This is a genomic window from Stenotrophomonas sp. NPDC047960 (genome assembly GCF_043204395.1).
In the GTDB taxonomy this organism is placed as follows: Bacteria; Pseudomonadota; Gammaproteobacteria; order Xanthomonadales; family Xanthomonadaceae; genus Stenotrophomonas.
In genome coordinates, this window is the sequence record NZ_JBIDBX010000006.1 from 44,017 (window position 1) to 61,794 (window position 17,778).

The 17,778-nt window shown below is 67.5% G+C and carries 11 protein-coding genes; 7 read left to right on the forward strand and 4 right to left on the reverse strand.

The window, feature by feature from the left end:
• The first annotated feature begins 9 nt into the window (after window positions 1-9).
• Window positions 10-1,029, forward strand: coding sequence for an OmpA family protein (locus ACGFZ3_RS13810; protein WP_392922114.1), 1,020 nt, complete (start codon window positions 10-12; stop codon window positions 1,027-1,029).
• Here ACGFZ3_RS13810 and ACGFZ3_RS13815 read toward each other — a convergent pair.
• Entirely contained in the window at window positions 1,010-2,875 is a 1,866-nt protein-coding gene (locus ACGFZ3_RS13815; protein WP_392922118.1) for a diguanylate cyclase domain-containing protein, read from the reverse strand. The genes ACGFZ3_RS13810 and ACGFZ3_RS13815 overlap by 20 nt on opposite strands.
• A 130-nt stretch (window positions 2,876-3,005) precedes the next feature.
• Here ACGFZ3_RS13815 and ACGFZ3_RS13820 point away from each other — a divergent pair, with 130 nt between their 5' ends.
• The 3 genes from ACGFZ3_RS13820 to ACGFZ3_RS13830 all read left to right on the forward strand — a co-directional run bounded on the left by ACGFZ3_RS13820 (window position 3,006) and on the right by ACGFZ3_RS13830 (window position 9,038).
• Complete coding sequence (locus ACGFZ3_RS13820) at window positions 3,006-4,352, forward strand: sensor histidine kinase (RefSeq protein WP_392922122.1); 1,347 nt, start codon at window positions 3,006-3,008, stop codon at window positions 4,350-4,352.
• Between the two features lie 63 nt (window positions 4,353-4,415).
• Complete coding sequence (locus ACGFZ3_RS13825) at window positions 4,416-7,862, forward strand: NahK/ErcS family hybrid sensor histidine kinase/response regulator (RefSeq protein WP_392922901.1); 3,447 nt, start codon at window positions 4,416-4,418, stop codon at window positions 7,860-7,862.
• Window positions 7,863-7,952: 90 nt separating this feature from the next.
• Window positions 7,953-9,038, forward strand: coding sequence for a hypothetical protein (locus tag ACGFZ3_RS13830; protein ID WP_392922125.1), 1,086 nt, complete (start codon window positions 7,953-7,955; stop codon window positions 9,036-9,038).
• 30 nt (window positions 9,039-9,068) lie between these two features.
• Here ACGFZ3_RS13830 and mntP read toward each other — a convergent pair whose 3' ends face one another.
• The 3 genes from mntP to acs form a co-directional block, all read right to left on the reverse strand.
• Entirely contained in the window at window positions 9,069-9,647 is a 579-nt protein-coding gene (gene mntP / locus ACGFZ3_RS13835) for a manganese efflux pump MntP (protein WP_392922128.1), read from the reverse strand.
• A gap of 333 nt (window positions 9,648-9,980) precedes the next feature.
• Window positions 9,981-10,646, reverse strand: coding sequence for a response regulator (locus ACGFZ3_RS13840; protein WP_392922131.1), 666 nt, complete (start codon window positions 10,644-10,646; stop codon window positions 9,981-9,983).
• 18 nt (window positions 10,647-10,664) lie between these two features.
• The gene (gene acs, locus ACGFZ3_RS13845; RefSeq protein ID WP_392922134.1) at window positions 10,665-12,608 is read right to left on the reverse strand and encodes an acetate--CoA ligase; all 1,944 of its coding nucleotides are present in this window, start codon (window positions 12,606-12,608) and stop codon (window positions 10,665-10,667) included.
• Between the two features lie 270 nt (window positions 12,609-12,878).
• Between acs and ACGFZ3_RS13850 the strand changes: the two genes are divergently transcribed.
• The 3 genes from ACGFZ3_RS13850 (at window position 12,879) to ACGFZ3_RS13860 (ending at window position 17,767) form a co-directional block, all read left to right on the forward strand.
• The gene (locus ACGFZ3_RS13850) at window positions 12,879-14,306 is read left to right on the forward strand and encodes a DcaP family trimeric outer membrane transporter (RefSeq protein ID WP_392922137.1); all 1,428 of its coding nucleotides are present in this window, start codon (window positions 12,879-12,881) and stop codon (window positions 14,304-14,306) included.
• A gap of 96 nt (window positions 14,307-14,402) precedes the next feature.
• Window positions 14,403-16,058 (forward strand): MFS transporter, encoded by a 1,656-nt coding sequence (locus ACGFZ3_RS13855; RefSeq protein WP_392922140.1) that lies wholly within the window; start codon window positions 14,403-14,405, stop codon window positions 16,056-16,058.
• Window positions 16,059-16,351: 293 nt separating this feature from the next.
• On the forward strand, window positions 16,352-17,767 hold the full coding sequence (locus ACGFZ3_RS13860) for a coniferyl aldehyde dehydrogenase (RefSeq protein ID WP_392922143.1): 1,416 nt from the start codon (window positions 16,352-16,354) through the stop codon (window positions 17,765-17,767).
• Window positions 17,768-17,778: the final 11 nt, after the last annotated feature.

Consider the following 17,778-nt stretch of genomic DNA (forward strand, 5'->3'; position numbering starts at 1 on the left):
GATGCCCTGATGAACAACGCCAACCCGACCTTCCGTTTCGCGCGCCCGCTGCTGGGCGCGGCCATCCTCGCCGCCCTTGCCGGTCCCGCACATGCGCAGACGGCACAGCTGCTGCCGCAGCAGCAGCGCATCACCGACGAGGCGATTCACGCCGACCATTCGACCTATGAGGCAACCCAGGGGCGCATCCAGGCGCTCAATGACGGTGGCCGGCCGATCCGGGACTACCACCTGTCCAAGGCGCAGTGCTGGCTGGACGTGTCGTTCCACGAATACAGCCGCAACGACCGCAGTGAATTCCCACAGGCCGCACTGGCTGAATCCGAGCGGTTGATCATCGGCATGGAGCAGGGCACCCGCCCGCTGCCGACCGATACGCCGCTGGTCAACAATGCGAAGTACCTGCGCGATGACCTGTGGCAGCGCCTGCGCGTGCTGCATGCCGCGCCGGGTTTTGCCTGCGCCGCGCAGCAGGTGGCCTGCGGCGAGGTCGAGCTGGTGCACGCCGGCAACGAATTCAACCAGCAGCAGTGGCGGCATTCCAAGCCGTACATCCAGATCGCCGAGGAGCTGGTCAACGACGCCGAGGCACTGGCCCGCCAGTGCGACGTGGCACCGGCGGTGCTGGGGGCACCGGCCCCGCTGGTGGCCAACGTGCTGTTCGAGTTCGACCGGGACGGATACCGCGACATCCGCACCTACTCGCTGGAGAGCATCGACCGCGCGCTGGGCAGCATTGCCAGCGAGAAACTGCGGCTGATGGACGTGGTGCTGGTCGGCCATGCCGACCGCCTGCAGGGGCGCGGCTTCGATGCCAACCAGGCGCTGTCCGAGCGGCGTGCGCGTACCGTGCGCGAGCTGCTGATCGGACGCGGGCTGGACCCGGCGATGATCCGCTACGAGTACCGGGGCGACACCCAGCAGGTTCAGCAGTGCGACGGCGTGCGCCCGCGCGCGGCGCTGCTGGAATGCCTGCTGCCAAACCGCCGGGTGGAAGTGCGGTTCGAGGTTACGCGTCCCAACGAATAGGCCGGCTGCTACTGAGGCGCATCCACCCCTTCGACATTGCGTCCTCCGGATTCCCCAGCACCGCATACAGATGCGGTGCCTGGCTTCCGTCTTCGCCCCACACCCCCGCCCATGCGTTGCGCCCGCTCTGCCGTGCGCCCTGCAGTGCGCGATCGGCGGCGCGCAGGCTGTCATCCAGCACCGCGGGTGCATCGGCGAACAGCGGCAACGGCGCCACGCCCACGCTGGCGGTCAGGGTCAGGTGCTGGCCGGGTTCGATATCCACCACCAGCCGTTCGATCGCCAGCCGCAGGTGCCCGGCCAGTGCCTGCGCCGCTTCCGCGCGGGTGTCATGGCGGGCCACCAGGAACGCCGCGCCGCCCCAGCGCGCCAGCAGGTCGTGGCGGTCGCAGGCCGTGCGCAGGCAGTCGGCCACGCTGCGCAGCACGCTGTCGCCGGCCGCCTGGCCGTGGCGGTCGTTCAACGCCTTGAAGTCATCCAGTTCCAGCAGCAGCAATGCGCTGCGCTCCGACGCAGCGCTGCGTGCGGCGCGTTCGTCCAGCCGCCGCTCGGCCTCGCGCCGGTTGAGCAGCCCGGTCACGCTGTCGGTACGGCTGAGCAGGGTGAGCTGACGGCGCTGGTGGCGCAGCCGCAGCACCACCAGCGTGGCGATCACCCATACCGCCAGCAGGGCGATCACGGCAGTATTGCGCAGCACCCGTACGCGGCCCAGGTCCTGCTCCGCATTGACCTGCGCCGGGGCGATGCTGCGTTCGGCCGACGCCTGCAGCCGGGCCAGCTGGCCCAGCGTCTCGCCCTTGCTGCGGGCCTGGTCCAACGCGCGGCCCTGACGCATGTACTCCAAGGCCTGTTCGCGGTGGCCGAGCAGAATGTGGATGTCGCCGAGCAGGTCCAGCCCATTGCGGACTTCTTCAACGAAACGCCCGCGTTCGGCCAAGCGCTGCGCCTGCGTGGCGAGCGGCAGCGCTGCATCGGCCTGGCGACGGTCCAAGGCCACGCGTGCCAGCCGTTGCAGCGTCACGACCTGGCCTTGCGGGTCCTGCTGGGCCTGCCAAGCCAGCCCGGCGCGCAAGCCGGCCTCGGCCGCATCAAGCAGGCCGCCCCTGCGCTGGATCTCCGCACGATGGCTGGCGATGCGGTGCAGGAAGACGTCCTGCCCGCTCAGACGCGTGCCAATGGCCTCGGCACGTTTGAAGGCGGCAGCCGCCTCGCCATTGCGCTGCAGCATCAACAGTGCATAGCCGTAGTTGTAATACAGGATCAGGTCACCTGGATTGGGGGGCCGGTGCAGGTGATCGCTGAGCTGGGTCGCCTTGTGCAGGTAGGTGAGCGCGCCTTCAGCGTCGCCCATCGCATCGCCGCGGATCATCGCGATCTGCATCAGCGCGCCGATCTGGCCGTGTACATCGCGCTGGCGGACGGCCTCGTCGAGCAGGCTGCCGGTCAATGCCAGGGCACGGCTGTGGTCACCGCGCCACAGCAGCAGGTGAGCGGCCATGGTCTGCGCACGCAGCCGGTCGTCCGTGCTGGCGTCGGTGCGGGCGGCCGCCGTGAGCAGGCGGTCGGGCAGCTCGGTGGTCTGGTCGAGCCGGCCCAGGGCCCGCAGGGCGACGCCGAGGCAGCCCACTGCCCCGATTTCCATGGAGGTGGACAGCGACGGCCGGGACAGCAGCGATTGGGCGATCTGCAGCGATGCCTGCGGCTCGCTGGTCAGCAGCGCGTGGCACTGTTCGACCTGCGCCATCTGCGGCGCCCCATCTACCGGGCGCTGGGCCGCTGCGGGCAACGCGGCCAGCACCAGCAGGACGGCAAGCGCAGTGTGTCCGCGCCGGACTAGCGACAACATAGGCATGACGACAGCGACTTCCCCGGTCGAGTGCAGACAGACAACCGCATGCCGGCCCCTGCGGCACGCGCTGCTAATATAGCGCCGTTGCCGCCGCGTGCCGGCGCCGCCCGCCGATCCCGCCTCCCGCATGCCCGAGACGCCGACTTCCGCCCGCGCCGCCGCCCTTGATCGCCCGCCGGGGCTGGGCCGGCGTACCGACGCCATGCTGCGTGGCCTGCTGGTCATGGTGGGGCTGTACCACCCGGTGCTGGCGGCCTGGATGGCCGTACGCCTGGGCGCGGGCCTGGACATGATGGTGCCGGCCATGGCCGCTTCCCACGTGCTGCTGTGCCTGCTCTGCCTGATCGAACACCGCGCCGGCCGCAGCCTGCATGCGGCCGCGACTTTCCTGATCGGCGAACTGCTGCTGCTGGTGCTGGCCTATGGCTATTGGGGGCTGGCTGCGCAGCTGCGGGTGCAGCTGGTACAGCTGGTGCCGGCGCTGCTGGTGGCCGCAGTGCTGGGCAGCCGTCCGCTGGCCTGGACCACGGCATGGCTGTGCGGGCTGATGGCGCTGGGTGCGTGGGTCGACGCGGCCGGGGCGCTGTTCCGGCCGGACCGGGTAGTGCACGCCGCCACCGATCTGGCGGTGTCCGCTTGTGGCGCGCTGATGAGCGCCTGGCTGCTGCACCACAGTGTCACCGGGCTGCGTGAAAGCCTGCAGGAGGCCCGCCAGCGCAGCAAGGAACTGGCGCGCAAGCGCGACGAACTGCAGGTGCAGATGCAGGAGCGCGAACGCTCGCGCGACCAGCTGGTGCACGCCATGAAGATGGACAACGTGGGCCGCCTGGCCAGCGGCATCGCGCACGACTTCAACCATCTGCTGGCGCTCATCCAGGGCTACGTGGCCAAGGCGCGGCGCAGCGAGGGCGAGGCGCTGCAGGGGGCGCTGCAGGGCGCCGATTCGGCAACCCGCCGGGCCAGCGCGGTCAGCCGCCGTCTGCTCGACTTCAGCCGGCTGGAGCCCGGCCGGCCGCAGTTGCTGGACGCGGCCGCCACCCTGGTTGCGTTGGCGCCCACGCTGGAGCAGGTGTTCGATGCGGGAGTGCGCTGCGAGGTGGATACCGGCGGCGTGCAGCGGCTGATCCATTTCGACCCGGCCCAGCTCGAATCGATCCTGCTCAGCCTGGCAGTCAATGCCAACCAGGCCATGCCTGGCGGCGGCGCGTTCACCCTGCGCCTGCAGCCCCCCACCGCCGACGGCGAGCTGGTGCTGCAGCTGCAGGACACCGGCCAGGGCATGAGTGAAGCGGTGCGCCAGCGCTGCCTGGAGCCGTTCTTCACCACCAAGCCCGTGGGCCAGGGCACCGGGCTGGGGCTGTCGGTGACGGCCAGCCTGATGGCCGCCGCCGGCGGCTCGGTGCGGGTGCACAGCCAGCCGGGTCAAGGCACGCGGATCGACCTGCACCTGCCCTCCCGGCCACTGGCCGCGTGAGGATGGGGCCGGCGACGCCGATCCAGCGGCTACACTGCCGGTTACGCTCGCGGAAACATGCCCGTGGTTTCTAGCTGGATCCTGCTGCTGGTGTCGGTGGCCTATGCCGCCCTGTTGTTCGGCGTAGCCTGGTGGGGCGACCGCCGGCCGATGTACCCCGACCGCCCGTGGCTGCGCCCGGTGGTCTACAGCCTGGCGCTGGCGGTGTACTGCTCGTCGTGGACCTTCTACGGCGCGGTCGGCACGGCGGTGCGCAACGGTATCGGCTACCTGCCGATCTACCTGGGCCCGCTGCTGCTGCTGCTGTTTGGCTGGCGCATCATCGAGCGGCTGGCGCTGATCGCACGCAGCCAGAACGTGGTGTCCATCGCCGATTTCATCTCGTCGCGGTTTGGCCGCTCGCGACGGCTGGCGGCGCTGGTGGCGGTGATCGCGCTGATCGGCATCGTTCCCTACCTGGCGCTGCAGTACAAAGCCGTGGCGATGAGCCTGCAGGTGCTGACCGGCAGCTCCGGTCCCACCGGCTACTTCAGTGATCCGGCGTTGTACGTGGCGCTGCTGATGGCGCTGTTCGCCACGCTGTTCGGCACGCGTCAGGTGGATGCCACCGAACACCACCACGGCATGATGCTGGCCATCGCGCTGGAATCGATGATCAAGCTGATCGCGATGGTGGCGCTGGGCCTGTTCGCCTACCTGTGGCTGGCCGACCGTGGCGAAACCGTGGTGCGCAGCGCGCGCACGCTGTTCACCGGGCTGCCGCCGGTGGGCTTCATTTCGCAGACCCTGCTCAGTTTCCTGGCCATCGTATGCCTGCCGCGCCAGTTCCACGTGGCCGTGGTCGAATGTGGTGACGTGCGCGATGTACGGCGCGCTCGCTGGATGTTCGGCGGCTACCTGATCGTCATTTCGGCAATGGTGATACCGATCGCCACCGCCGGCGTGACCCTGTTCGGCACTGGCGGCAGCATCGCCGACGACAGCATGGTGCTGGCGCTGCCGTTGGCCGAAGGGCGCAAGTTCCTGGCGCTGGTGGCCTACGTAGGCGGCTTCTCGGCCGCCACCGGCATGGTCATCGTGTCATCCATCGCGCTGGCCACCATGGTCAGCAACGATCTGGTGATGCCGGTGCTGCTGCGCCGCAGTGGCGACCACCAGGAAGCCGCCGACGTGGCATCGCGGGTCCTGTGGATCCGCCGCATGGCCATCCTGTTGCTGGCGCTGGCCGCCTACAGCTACTACCGCGGGAGCAGCAACGACAGCACGCTTGCCTCGTATGGCCTGATGGCGTTCGCCGCGGTGGCGCAGTTCGCGCCGGGCCTGATCGGTGGCCTGTACTGGCGTGGTGCCAGCCGCAAGGGCGTGGAGGCCGGCATCCTGCTGGGCTTCGGCACCTGGATCTATACCCTGCTGTTGCCGGCATTGACCCACGCGGGCTGGATGGACGCCAGCTGGCTGAGCGAAGGCCCGTTCGGCATTTCCTGGCTGCAGCCGCAGCGCCTGTTCGGCATGACCGGCTGGGATCCACTCACCCACGGCACCTTCTGGTCGCTGCTGGTCAATGCGGCGGCGATGCTGCTGGTGTCGGTGCGTTGGCGGCCCGGCGTGGACGAACGCCTGCGCGCCGCCCCGTTCCTGGACCCGTACGCCGAGCGCCCCTCCGTGGCCGGTGCGTGGCCGGGCCACGTGCATGTGGGCGACCTGCTGGCGCTGGCCTCGCGCGTGGTCGGCGATCGCCACGCGCGCCGTTCGTTCTTCGAACAGGCGCAGTCGCTGGGTCGCGAACTGCAGGCTTCGGCGCCGGCTGACCGGGCCTGGGTACAGTTCACCGAACGCCTGCTGGCCGCCTCCATCGGCGCTGCGTCCGCGCGCCTGCTGCTGACCAGCCTCCTGCGCGGCTCGGGTATGGACCTGGGCGAAGTGGTGGCCGTGCTCGACGAGGCCGGCCAGGAACTGCGCTTCAATCGCGAGATCCTGTCCACCACCCTGGAAAACATCAGCGCCGGGGTCAGCGTGGTCGATCCGGACATGCGCCTGACCGCCTGGAACCGCCGGTACCAGCAGATGTTCGGCTACCCCGACGGGATGCTGTACGTGGGCCGCCCGGTGGCCGATCTGATCCGCTACAACGCCGAGCGCGGCGAACTGGGCGAGGGCGACATCGACGTCCAGATCAACCGCCGCATCGGCTACATGCGCGCCGGTTCGCCGCACATCTTCGAACGTACCCGCAGCGATGGCCGCGTGATCGAGATGCGCGGGCAGGCACTGCCCGGCGGCGGCTATGTCACCAGCTACAACGACATCACCGATTACAAGCACGCGGAAACCGCACTGCTGGAAGCCAACGAAACGCTGGAACAGCGCGTGGCGGAGCGGTCGCACGAAGCCGAAGTGGCGCAGCAGTCCAAGACCCGGTTCCTGGCGGCGATCAGCCATGACGTGCTGCAGCCACTGAACGCGGCGCGCCTGTTCGCCTCCGCATTGCGCGACAGCCACCACAACAATGACGAACAGCGTCACCTGGCCGAGCGCGTGGACGCTTCACTGCGCGCTGCCGAAGAGCTGCTCGACGGACTGCTGGACGTGTCGCGGCTGGATGCCGGCGGCCTGCACCCGGTGATCGGCGATTTCGACGTGAGCCTGCTGATGCGCGAACTGGCCGCGCAGTATTCGCCGGTCGCGGCCGGTCGAGGCCTGCGCCTGGACCTGTTCGCACGCCCTGCCTGGGTGCGCAGCGACCGCCGCCTGCTGCGCCGGGTGCTGCAGAATTTCCTGGCCAACGCGCTGCGTTACACCCGCCAGGGCCGCATCGTGCTGGCCGTGCGACATAGGCGCGACGAGATCGAACTGCAGGTGTGGGATACCGGGCCGGGTATTCCCGAGCACCACATGCAGCAGATCTTCAACGAATTCCATCGCTACCAGCAGCCGTTCGACTGGGGCGAGCAGGGGCTGGGCCTGGGCCTGTCGATCTGCCAGCGCATCTCGCGCCTGCTCGACCACCGCCTCAATGCACGCAGCCAGGTCGGCAGCGGCAGCATGTTCTCGATCCTGCTGCCGCGCGCACCGGTGCCCGACCTGCCCGCAAGCGACGTTGCGCCTGCGCCGCCCGAACGCAGCACGCGTACCGATTCGCTGGCCGGCATGCGCGTGCTGTGCGTCGATAACGACCAGGAGATCCTCGATGGCATGCGCGCGCTGCTGGGGCGCTGGCAGGTCCAGGTGATCACCGCCAGCACCGTGGACCAGGCGCTGGAGGCCGTGCAGGCGCAGCCGGACGTGATGTTGGTGGACTACCACCTGCATGATCGCCTGGATGGGCTGGATACGCTGGTGGCGCTGCGCGGGCGCGCCGGGCGCGACATCCCCGGTGCACTGCTCACCGCCGATGGCCGCGACGAGCTCAAGCGCATGGCGCGCGAGCGGGGGTACCGTCTGCTGACCAAGCCGATCAAGCCGGCCTCGCTGCGCGCCTACCTGGCGGCGCACTCGACCTTGAGCAGTTGAACCCGACACGCGGGCTACAGCCACGCCATCGTGTTGTCTATGCTGCGCAGCCCACTACCCGGCTGCGGAGGTCCCGTGCTTCCTTCCCCGTTGCAATCCATCCTGGGCACCCCGCTGCATTCGCCGTGGGCGGTTCCGCTGGGTTGCGTTGTGGGCGCCGCGGTCGGCGGCGCAGTCTCGGTGGCCTTCCGCGGTTGCAGCAACCTTGTGACGGACGTGCTGCTCGGCGGCTGGCTCGGAATCGGCGGGACCAACGTGCAGCGCTACCTGGACACGGTCAGGACCACCGCGCGGCTGCAGCCGCATGAGCGTGCGCTGGTCGACTACCCGGCCGTGCAGAAACGTCTGGCCGAGGTGGGCACCACGGTGGATGACGTGGATGCGCTGAAATCGCTGTCCGACCAGCTTGAAATCCAGTTCGGCCGGATGGTCACCCAGTTCAACGACTACTGCCGCAGCCGTGCGGTGCCGCCGAATCCGCTCATGGCCGGTGTCATCCGCCACTTCTACCTCACCCACTGTGGCGAGCGCGGCATCATGCTGCTGAGCAGGCGCAACCAGACCGCCTGCTACCTGGTGGCGGCGCGCGCAGCGCAGAGCAGCAGGATTGCCGACGCCCTCAACCAGGAGGGCGTACTGGCCGGCACCGTGCTGCGGCGACTGCGCTGCCCGTACCTGCGCGTGGACCTGGCCAATGAACACCTGCGCGGTGCGCGGGCGTTCATCACCCGGGAACTCGATGGCGAAATGCAGGTGCATCCGAAGGAGACGCCCTTCGAGATTGGACCGCTGGTAGAGATAACCCACCGCAGGTCAACCGGCTCGTCCGGCCCGTCGCGAGCGTCGGCTTCCCCACCGCTGGTGGAAGAAGCCGCCATCCGATGTCGCCATCGGGTTTCGGTGATCCGGGGTCCGCGCCTGCGCAAACGACTTGCCGAACTCGCGCTGCCGGCCGACAGCCGCACCTGGCGGGAGCTCAACAAGATCGAAGCAGATCTTGCCGCGCAACGACCGTGTGGACACCCCGTCTCCCACAAGGGCAAGGACTACATGTCCTGCGACATCCATCTGGGCGGCTGGGCAGCAGGCCGGAACAGGTGGCGCCTGCTCTATCGCCGCATCCCGGACGGATTCCTGCTGGAAGACATTGACGACACGCACGGGCCGCGTCCCTAGTGCGGGTGCTGGCCCTTGGCCGGCAACCCATCAGCCGGCCGCGCCGCTCAGGTGCTCGTACAGGATCGCGCTGCCCACCAGGATCAGAATGACGCCGCCGGCGATCTCCGCACGCTTGCCGATCATGTCGCCCAGCACCCGCCCGAGCATGATGCCGGTGGTGACCATTACCAGCGTGCACAGCCCGATCACCGCGGCCATCACGCCGATGTGCACGTCCAGGAACGCCAGGCCCACGCCCACCGCCATCGCATCGATGCTGGTGGCGAATCCGGTCACCGCCAGATGCCAGAAACCGTGGTGCTTGTCCGGGTCTTCGTGCGCGTCGTCGGTGTCGGGCCTCACTCCGTTGATGATCATGTGCACGCCCAGCGCGCCAAGCAGCACGAAAGCGATCCAGTGGTCGAACGCCTCCACGTAGGACGAGGCGGCTCGCCCGAGCAGCCAACCGATTACGGGAGTGATGCCTTCGATCACGCCGAAAATCAGGCCGGCACGCAGCGCATCTGGAAAGCGGGGCCTGCGCATGGCAGCGCCCTTGCCGATCGCCGCAGCAAAGGCATCGGTGGACATGGCAAAGCCGATCAACAGAATGGAGATGGGAGACATCAGGCGACAGTGCAGGTTGGGCGATGACGGACAACGGTCCACGTTCGCGCCCAACCTGTCGTTGCGCACGCGGACCGCTGGTCTCGCCAACCATCACTGGCTGCCCGCACCACGGCGCACTGGCCGAGCATGTTGATACGGGCGTTTCCTTTCAGCAGGAAACAGGCTACTCCCCAAGGGGACGCGAAGCTTAGCACCGCGCACGCGGTTTACCGCCCGAATCCGCGAATTGCGCAGGGGATGCTGGAATGTATAGCTGCGGCTATAACGCCGCAGGCGTGATGGCCGCAGCGGGTAGCGCCGGCCGTTGGCCGGCATCCAGGCGATGCCGGATCAATCTTCTTCCGGCGGCAGCACCAACGGCTCGTCATCCAGCGTCAGCTTACCGGCCATCAACACCGCCTGCGTCCGGTTGGTCACCCCCAGCTTGCGCAGGATCGCGGTCACATGTGCCTTGATGGTCGCCTCGGACACATTGAGGTCATATGCGATCTGCTTGTTGAGCCGACCGGCGCCCAGCATCTGCAGCACCCGGAACTGCTGCGGGGTGAGTTCGCGCAGGCGCTGGCCCACCTCACGCTCCTCACGCCCGGTCGGTGGCAGGTTGTGCGCCTCTGGCGGCGCCCAGGTTTCGCCATCCAGGATCGTGCCGAGCGCATGGCCGATGGTGTCCGAGTCGGCCGACTTGGGAATGAAGCCGAAGGCGCCGTGGTCCAGCGCCCGCCGCATCACCGTGGGTTCTTCGCGCGCCGACACCACCACCACCGGCAACTGCGGGTGCAGTGCCCGCATGTGCACCAGCGCATTGAAGCCTTGTGCGCCGGGCATGTTGAGGTCCATCAGGACCAGGTCGGCGTCGGGATGCTGGTCAGCGAGCTGGTACAGCGCTTCGACGCTGTCGGCCTCGTACAGCAGCACCCCCGGCATCACCCGCTGCACCGCGCCGCGCAGGGCTTCACGGAACAGCGGGTGGTCATCGGCAATCAGCAGGGTAGGCATGGGGGACGTGGGGACCAATTACTTGACCTTGCGCTCTTCCACCAGCGACGCCACCACCGACGGGTCGGCCAGGGTGGAGGTATCGCCAAGCTGGTCGGGGGCGTTCTCGGCGATCTTGCGCAGGATGCGGCGCATGATCTTGCCCGAGCGCGTCTTCGGCAGCCCTGGAGCCCACTGCAGATGGTCGGGCGAGGCGATCGGCCCGATCTCCTTGCGTACCCACGCCACCAGCTCCTTGTGCAGTTCCTCGGTCGGGGCTTCGTCGGCCACCAGGGTCACGTAGGCGTAGATGCCCTGGCCCTTGATGTCGTGCGGGAAACCAACCACGGCCGCCTCGGCGACCTTCGGGTGGGAGACCAGCGCGCTTTCCACCTCGGCGGTACCGATGCGGTGGCCGGAGACGTTGATCACATCGTCGACGCGACCGGTGATCCAGTAGTAGCCATCTTCATCGCGACGGCAGCCGTCGCCGGTGAAGTAGCTGCCCGGGTAAGTACGGAAGTAGGTATCGATGAAGCGCTGGTGGTCGCCGTAGACGGTCCGCATCTGGCCCGGCCAGGAATCGCGGATGATCAGGTTGCCTTCGGTGGCGCCGTCCTTGATCTCGCCATCAGCATTGACCAGCGCCGGCTGCACGCCGAAGAAGGGCAGGGTGGCCGACCCTGGCTTGAGGTCGATCGCGCCGGGCAGCGGCGAAATCAGGATGCCGCCGGTTTCGGTCTGCCACCAGGTATCCACGATGGGGCAGCGGCCATCGCCGACCACGTCGTAGTACCAGCGCCAGGCTTCCGGGTTGATCGGCTCGCCGACGCTGCCGAGCAGGCGCAGCGAGGCGCGCGAGGTGCGCTTGACCGGCGCTTCGCCTTCGCGCATCAACGCGCGGATGGCGGTGGGCGCGGTGTAGAAGATGCTGACCTGGTGTTTGTCGATCACCTGCCAGAATCGCGAGGTGTCGGGGTAGTTCGGCACGCCTTCGAACATCAGCGAGGTGGCGCCGTTGGCCAGCGGCCCGTACACGATGTAGCTGTGCCCGGTAACCCAGCCCACATCTGCGGTGCACCAGTAGATGTCCTCTTCGCGCAGGTCGAACACCGCCTCATGGGTGTAGGCCGCGTACAGCAGGTACCCACCGGTGGTATGCAGCACGCCCTTGGGCTTGCCGGTGGAACCGGACGTGTAGAGGATGAACAGCGGATCTTCGGCGTTCATCCGTTCCGGTTCGCACTGCGCCGGCTGCGGGTCCACCACATCGTGGAACCAGCGGTCGCGCGGGGCCTGCATGTCCACCGCACCGCCGGTATGGCGTACCACCAGCACGGTTTCCACCGTGGTGGTGCCGGGCAGCTTCAATGCGGCATCGACGTTGGCCTTCAGCGGAATCTTCCGGCCGCCGCGCAGGCCTTCGTCGGCGGTGATGATCAGCTTGCTGCCGCAGTCGATCACGCGGTCGGCAATGGAGTTCGGGGCAAAGCCACCGAACACCACCGAATGGATCGCACCGATGCGCGCGCAGGCCAGCATGGCCACGGCGGCGTCAACGATCATCGGCAGGTAGATGGTGACCCGGTCGCCCTTCTTGACGCCCAGGTTGCGCAGTGCATTGCCGAGGCGGCAGGTGCGCTCGTACAGCTCGCGGTAGGTCACGCCCTGCGACGGCGCATCCGGGCTGTCCGGTTCGAACAGCAGGGCGACCTTGTCGCCGCGCTTGTCCAGCTGGCGGTCCAGGCAGTTGACGCTGGCGTTGAGTTCGCCATCCTCGAACCAGCGGATGCGGAAGTCGTCGAGCTGGTAGCTGACGTTGCGGATCGTGGATGGCTTCCTGTACCAGTCAAGCCGCTCGGCGGCCTTGCCCCAGAACGCGTCGGGGTTGTCCACCGACTCGCGGTAGAGCTGCTGGTAAGTGCTCTTGTCAATGCGCGCCTTGGCGGCAACGTCCGCCTTGACGGGGTAAATATCGGCCATGGCACCCTCACTTGCACTAGGACTGGGTTGTGCGATCGCAGCATAACCCGCGATTCATCCCGCTCAGTTTGCCGCATCCACCGCGCCGCGAGGTAGGGGAAGGGTTAGACCATGGTCGTACCAATCCAAGGGCGGTAGGTCACGACCGTTGGTCGTGACGACGGGGTTCGACCAATTGCCAATAGCCGGGGTGCGTCAACCGGCCGCACGCTCGGCTCGACCGTGACCCCACACGCGGCGATCACTTTGCCACCCGGGAGAGAGGGCAACATGAGTACCCGTATGTTGAAGACCATGCGCAGACCGTTGGCGAGCTGCCTGTTGTTAGCGCTGGTGGCGCCTGGCATGGCGTTCGCTGAAACAGCCAAGGAGAAGCAGCTGGAAGCGCGCGTTGCCGAACTGGAACGCCAGGTGCAGCTGTTGCTGTCCACCACCCAGCAGCAACAGACCCAGATCAGCCAGGCGCAGACAGACGTCACTGCAGTCAAGACGGTCCAGGCGCAACAACCTGCCGGCGCCACCGTGCCGGCAGGCAAGCAGCCGATCCAGGTCACCACCATCACCCCGGGCGCCGCGCCGGGCACCACGGTCAAGATCGGCGGTTTCATCAAGGCCGACTTCCTGGCCACCCAGACCGGCGATGGGCAGCTGGCCGACGACGCAACGGGTCGAGCCCTGTACCTGCCGGGCCAGACCCCGGTCGCCGGTGCTGGCGGCAGCGGCGAGCGTTCGGACGTGGACTTCAATGCGCACGCCAAGTTCTCGCGCTTCAACCTGGGCATCGACAACGTCTCGGACAAGGGCAACAAGTCCGGTGCGTTCTTCGAGATGGACTTCTTCGGCAACTCACTGGGCAACCAGACCGCCACCAATACGTACGGCGTGACCCTGCGCCACGCCTATATGTACTGGAACAACTGGATGGCCGGCCAGACCTGGTCGAACTTCATGGATGCGGCTTCGCTGCCGGAAGCGGCCGACTTCGTCGGTCCCACCGACGGCGTGCTGTTCGTGCGCCAGGCGCAGATCCGCTACACCCAGGGCGGCTTCAGCGTCGCGCTGGAAAACCCGGAAACCACCGTACTCACCGGTACCCGCAATCCCGTCACCGGGGCGTGGACCAACGTGGCCAGCAACAGTGACCGCGGCTCTCTGCCGGACCTGACCCTGCGTTATGGCTGGAAGGGCGACTGGGGCACCTTCGGCGTCGGCGGTATCGTGCGCCAGCTCAAGGTCGACAACCAGGCCACCGGCGCCGACGCCGACAAGATCGGCGGCGGCCTGACCCTGGGCGGCAAGTGGGTGATGGGCGGCAGCGACCAGCTGCACTACCAGATCAGCGGTGGCGAAGGCATCGCCCGTTACGTAGGTCTGGGGGTCACCGCCGATACGGCCTACGACGTGGCCCAGGACGAGTTGAACCCCACCGGTGTACTGGCCGGCTATGTCGGCTGGCGGCACGCCTTTACCCCGAAGCTGCGCACCAACCTGATCTACGCCCGCAGCGATTACGACAACGACAGCGTGCTGGGCCCGCTGGTCACCAAGAGCGTGCAGAGCATCCGCGGCAACATCTTCTACACGCCGATGCCCAAGGTCGATATCGGCGCGGAGTACATGTACGGCGTGCGCGAGATCGAAGATGGTCGGAAGGGCGACATCAACCGCGTGCAGTTCACCACCAAATACAGTTTTTAAAGGAGTGCCGACCAACAGTCGGCGCTACCGGAACACAACACGAACGCCGGCACACAGTCGGCGCTACCAATGATTGCTTCGGAGGGGAAGCGTCTTATGTCCACCACACCCGTACCTGCAAAAGCAGAACTTACCAAGGGCCACAAGAAGGTCATCTTCGCGTCCAGCCTTGGCACCGTGTTCGAATGGTATGACTTCTTCCTGTATGGCTCGCTGGCGGCGATCATCGCCAAGCAGTTCTTCAGCGGGGTCAATGAAACCACGGGCATGATCTTCGCCCTGCTGGCCTTCGCGGCCGGCTTCTTCGTGCGCCCGTTCGGCGCGGCCTTCTTCGGCAGCCTCGGCGACCGCATCGGCCGCAAGTACACCTTCCTGGTCACGATCCTGATCATGGGCATCTCGACCTTCCTGGTCGGCGTGCTGCCCAACTACGCGTCCATCGGCTTCGCCGCGCCGGTGATCCTGATCATCCTGCGTCTGGCCCAGGGCCTGGCCATGGGTGGCGAGTACGGTGGTGCGGCGACCTACGTGGCCGAGCACGCACCGGCCAACAAGCGCGGCCTGTACACCAGCTTCATCCAGTGCACCGCCACGCTCGGCCTGTTCATGTCGCTGCTGATCATCCTGGCCTGCCGCTACTTCCTGGGCAACGAGGCGTTCGAAGCCTGGGGCTGGCGCATTCCGTTCCTGGTTTCCATCATCCTGCTCGGCATCTCGGTGTGGATCCGCCTGCAGCTGAGCGAGTCGCCGCTGTTCCAGCAGATGAAGGCCGAAGGGAAGGGCTCCAAGACTCCGTTCCGTGACAGCCTCAAGGACGGCAACCTCAAGCTGATGCTGCTGGTCCTGCTCGGCGCTGCGGCCGGCCAGGCCGTGGTGTGGTACGGCGGCCAGTTCTACGCGCTGTTCTTCCTGAGCAGCATGCTGAAGGTCGATGCCACCACCTCCTACCTGCTGATCGCCGGCGCGCTGGCCCTGGGTACGCCATTCTTCATCTTCTTCGGCTGGCTGTCCGATCGCATCGGCCGCAAGAAGATCATCCTGGCCGGCTGCCTGTTGGCCGCGGTGACCTACATCCCCGTGTTCAAGGGCCTGACCCACTTCGCCAACCCGGCCATCGAAGAAGCCCGCAGCAACTCACCGGCCCTGGTCATCGCCGATCCGAACACCTGCTCGTTCCAGTTCGATCCGGTGGGCCTGCGCAAGTTCACCAGCTCCTGCGACGTGGCCACCGCCGCGCTGACCAAGGCCGGTGTGCCGTACGACGTGCAGCCTGCCGCCGCCGGTTCGCTGGCGATGGTGAGCGTGGGCAACACCCAGGTGACCTCGTTCGAGGCCGCCGGCCTGACCAAGGATGAGCTCAAGGCCAAGGGCGATGCCTTCGGTGGCGAGCTCAAGGCGGCGCTGACCGCAGCGGGTTACCCGGCCAAGGCCGACAACGCGCGCATCAACATCGCCGGCACCGTGCTCATGCTGTGGATCCTGGTGCTGTACGTGACCATGGTCTACGGCCCGATCGCGGCCTACCTGGTCGAGCTGTTCCCGACGCGCATCCGCTACACCTCGATGTCGCTGCCGTACCACATCGGCAACGGCTGGTTCGGTGGCTTCCTGCCGGCGATTTCCTTCGCGCTGGTGGCGGGTACCGGCAACCTGTACTACGGCCTGTGGTACCCGATCATCATCGCGCTGATGACGGTCGTGGTGGGTGGCCTGTTCCTGCATGAAACCAAGGGCGTGGACATCACCAAGTAACCGGTGATGGCGTGAACCAGAAGGGCCGTGGCATTGCCACGGCCCTTTTCGTTTGGCGCAGACGCCGGTAGGGTCGCATCCCGATCGACTGCCGATAAACCAACCACGGGCGATGGCGGCATGATCCTCGATCGGAAACGCGCTCTGGGGCGCGGGACGCACGTTGCTTCGATCAGGGTCATGCCATCACCGGGCTGCTCACCGCCACGTGCGGTCGATTGGGATGCGACCCTACCAGTGCCCCCCATTCCATTGGCCGTCGGCATCACATGGTGTGACGCTATAGTCGCGGCATGAGCGATGTCCACACCGACCCTGCGGATCTTCCTGTCGTCCTGCAAACCCTGCGGATCGCCTGGCAGGCCAATCGTCCGTCGCTGGAACAGCGCCGCAGCGACCTGCAGCGCCTGCGCACGGTCCTCAAGGCGCGCCTTCCGCAGATGGCCGAGGCCATCGCCGCCGATTTCGGCCACCGCTCCACGCATGAGTCGCTGATCGCCGACGGCATGACCGTGCTCAATGAGATCAACCACCTGCTGGCACGCCTGCGCGGCTGGATGCGCCCGCGCCGGGTCGGGGTGGGCTGGCGGTTCTGGCCGGCGCGGGCGCAGACCCGGCCGATACCACTCGGCGTGGTCGGGGTGATCTCGCCCTGGAACTATCCGGTGAACCTGGCGCTGATCCCGCTGGCCACTGCCATCGCCGCGGGCAACCACGTCGTCCTGAAACCCTCCGAGCACACCCCGCGCACCAGCGCCTTCCTGCACGATCTGCTGGCCGAGGTGTTCCCCGCCGACCGGGTGGCGGTAGTGCAGGGCGATGCCGCGTTGGCATCGGCGTTGGCCGGCTCACCGCTGGACCACCTGGTGTTCACCGGCTCCACCGCCGTAGGCCGCAAGGTCATGGCCGCCGCCGCGCAGCACCTGACCCCGCTCACCCTGGAACTGGGCGGCAAGTCACCGGCCATCGTGTGCAGCGACTACCCGCTGGACAAGGCTGCCGCGCGGCTGGCCACCGGCAAGTGGTTCAACGCCGGCCAGACCTGCATCGCGCCGGACTACGTGCTGGTTGACGGCCCACGCCAGCGCGAGCTGGTGCAGCAGCTGCAGACCCAGGTGCGCGCGCGCTACGGCGATTTCAGCAACACCGACGACTACACCCGCATCATCAATGAAGGCCAGTACCAGCGCCTGCTCGGCTACCTGGCCCAGGCGCGCGAACGCGGCGTGCCGGTGATCGAACTGGCCAGCATCGATCCCGGGCGCGCGCGCCGCGAACGGCTGATCGTGCCGACCATTGTGCTCGACCCGCCCGCCGACCTGGACCTGATGCAGGACGAAATTTTCGGCCCGATCCTGCCGGTGTGCGCCTATCCCGACCTGGATGCCGCGCTCGAATCAGTGCAAAGCCGTGACCGCCCGCTGGCGCTGTATGTCTTCAGCGAACAGCGGCCGGTAGTGGAGCGCGTGCTCGGCCAGATCGTGGCCGGCGGCGTCACCGTCAACGACACTCTGCTGCATTTCGCCATCAACGGCCTGCCATTCGGCGGCGTCGGCCCCAGCGGCATGGGCGCCTACCACGGCCGCGCCGGCTTCGACGCCATGAGCAAGCACCTGCCGATCCTGTGGCAGTCACGCTGGGCAGCGAGCGATCTGCTCAAGCCGCCCTATTCAAGAATTGCCACCTTGCTGAAGGCCATCCTCCGGTAGCGCCGGCCGTT

What these genes read in the sequence shown, in the direction of transcription:
- ACGFZ3_RS13810 (WP_392922114.1), top strand. Translation starts at nt 10, where the DNA reads ATGAACAACGCCAACCCGACCTTCCGTTTCGCGCGCCCGCTGCTGGGC.
- ACGFZ3_RS13860 (WP_392922143.1), top strand. Translation starts at nt 16,352, where the DNA reads ATGAGCGATGTCCACACCGACCCTGCGGATCTTCCTGTCGTCCTGCAA.
- ACGFZ3_RS13815 (WP_392922118.1), bottom strand. Translation starts at nt 2,875, where the DNA reads ATGTTGTCGCTAGTCCGGCGCGGACACACTGCGCTTGCCGTCCTGCTG.
- ACGFZ3_RS13820 (WP_392922122.1), top strand. Translation starts at nt 3,006, where the DNA reads ATGCCCGAGACGCCGACTTCCGCCCGCGCCGCCGCCCTTGATCGCCCG.
- ACGFZ3_RS13855 (WP_392922140.1), top strand. Translation starts at nt 14,403, where the DNA reads ATGTCCACCACACCCGTACCTGCAAAAGCAGAACTTACCAAGGGCCAC.
- mntP (WP_392922128.1), bottom strand. Translation starts at nt 9,647, where the DNA reads ATGTCTCCCATCTCCATTCTGTTGATCGGCTTTGCCATGTCCACCGAT.
- acs (WP_392922134.1), bottom strand. Translation starts at nt 12,608, where the DNA reads ATGGCCGATATTTACCCCGTCAAGGCGGACGTTGCCGCCAAGGCGCGC.
- ACGFZ3_RS13840 (WP_392922131.1), bottom strand. Translation starts at nt 10,646, where the DNA reads ATGCCTACCCTGCTGATTGCCGATGACCACCCGCTGTTCCGTGAAGCC.
- ACGFZ3_RS13850 (WP_392922137.1), top strand. Translation starts at nt 12,879, where the DNA reads ATGAGTACCCGTATGTTGAAGACCATGCGCAGACCGTTGGCGAGCTGC.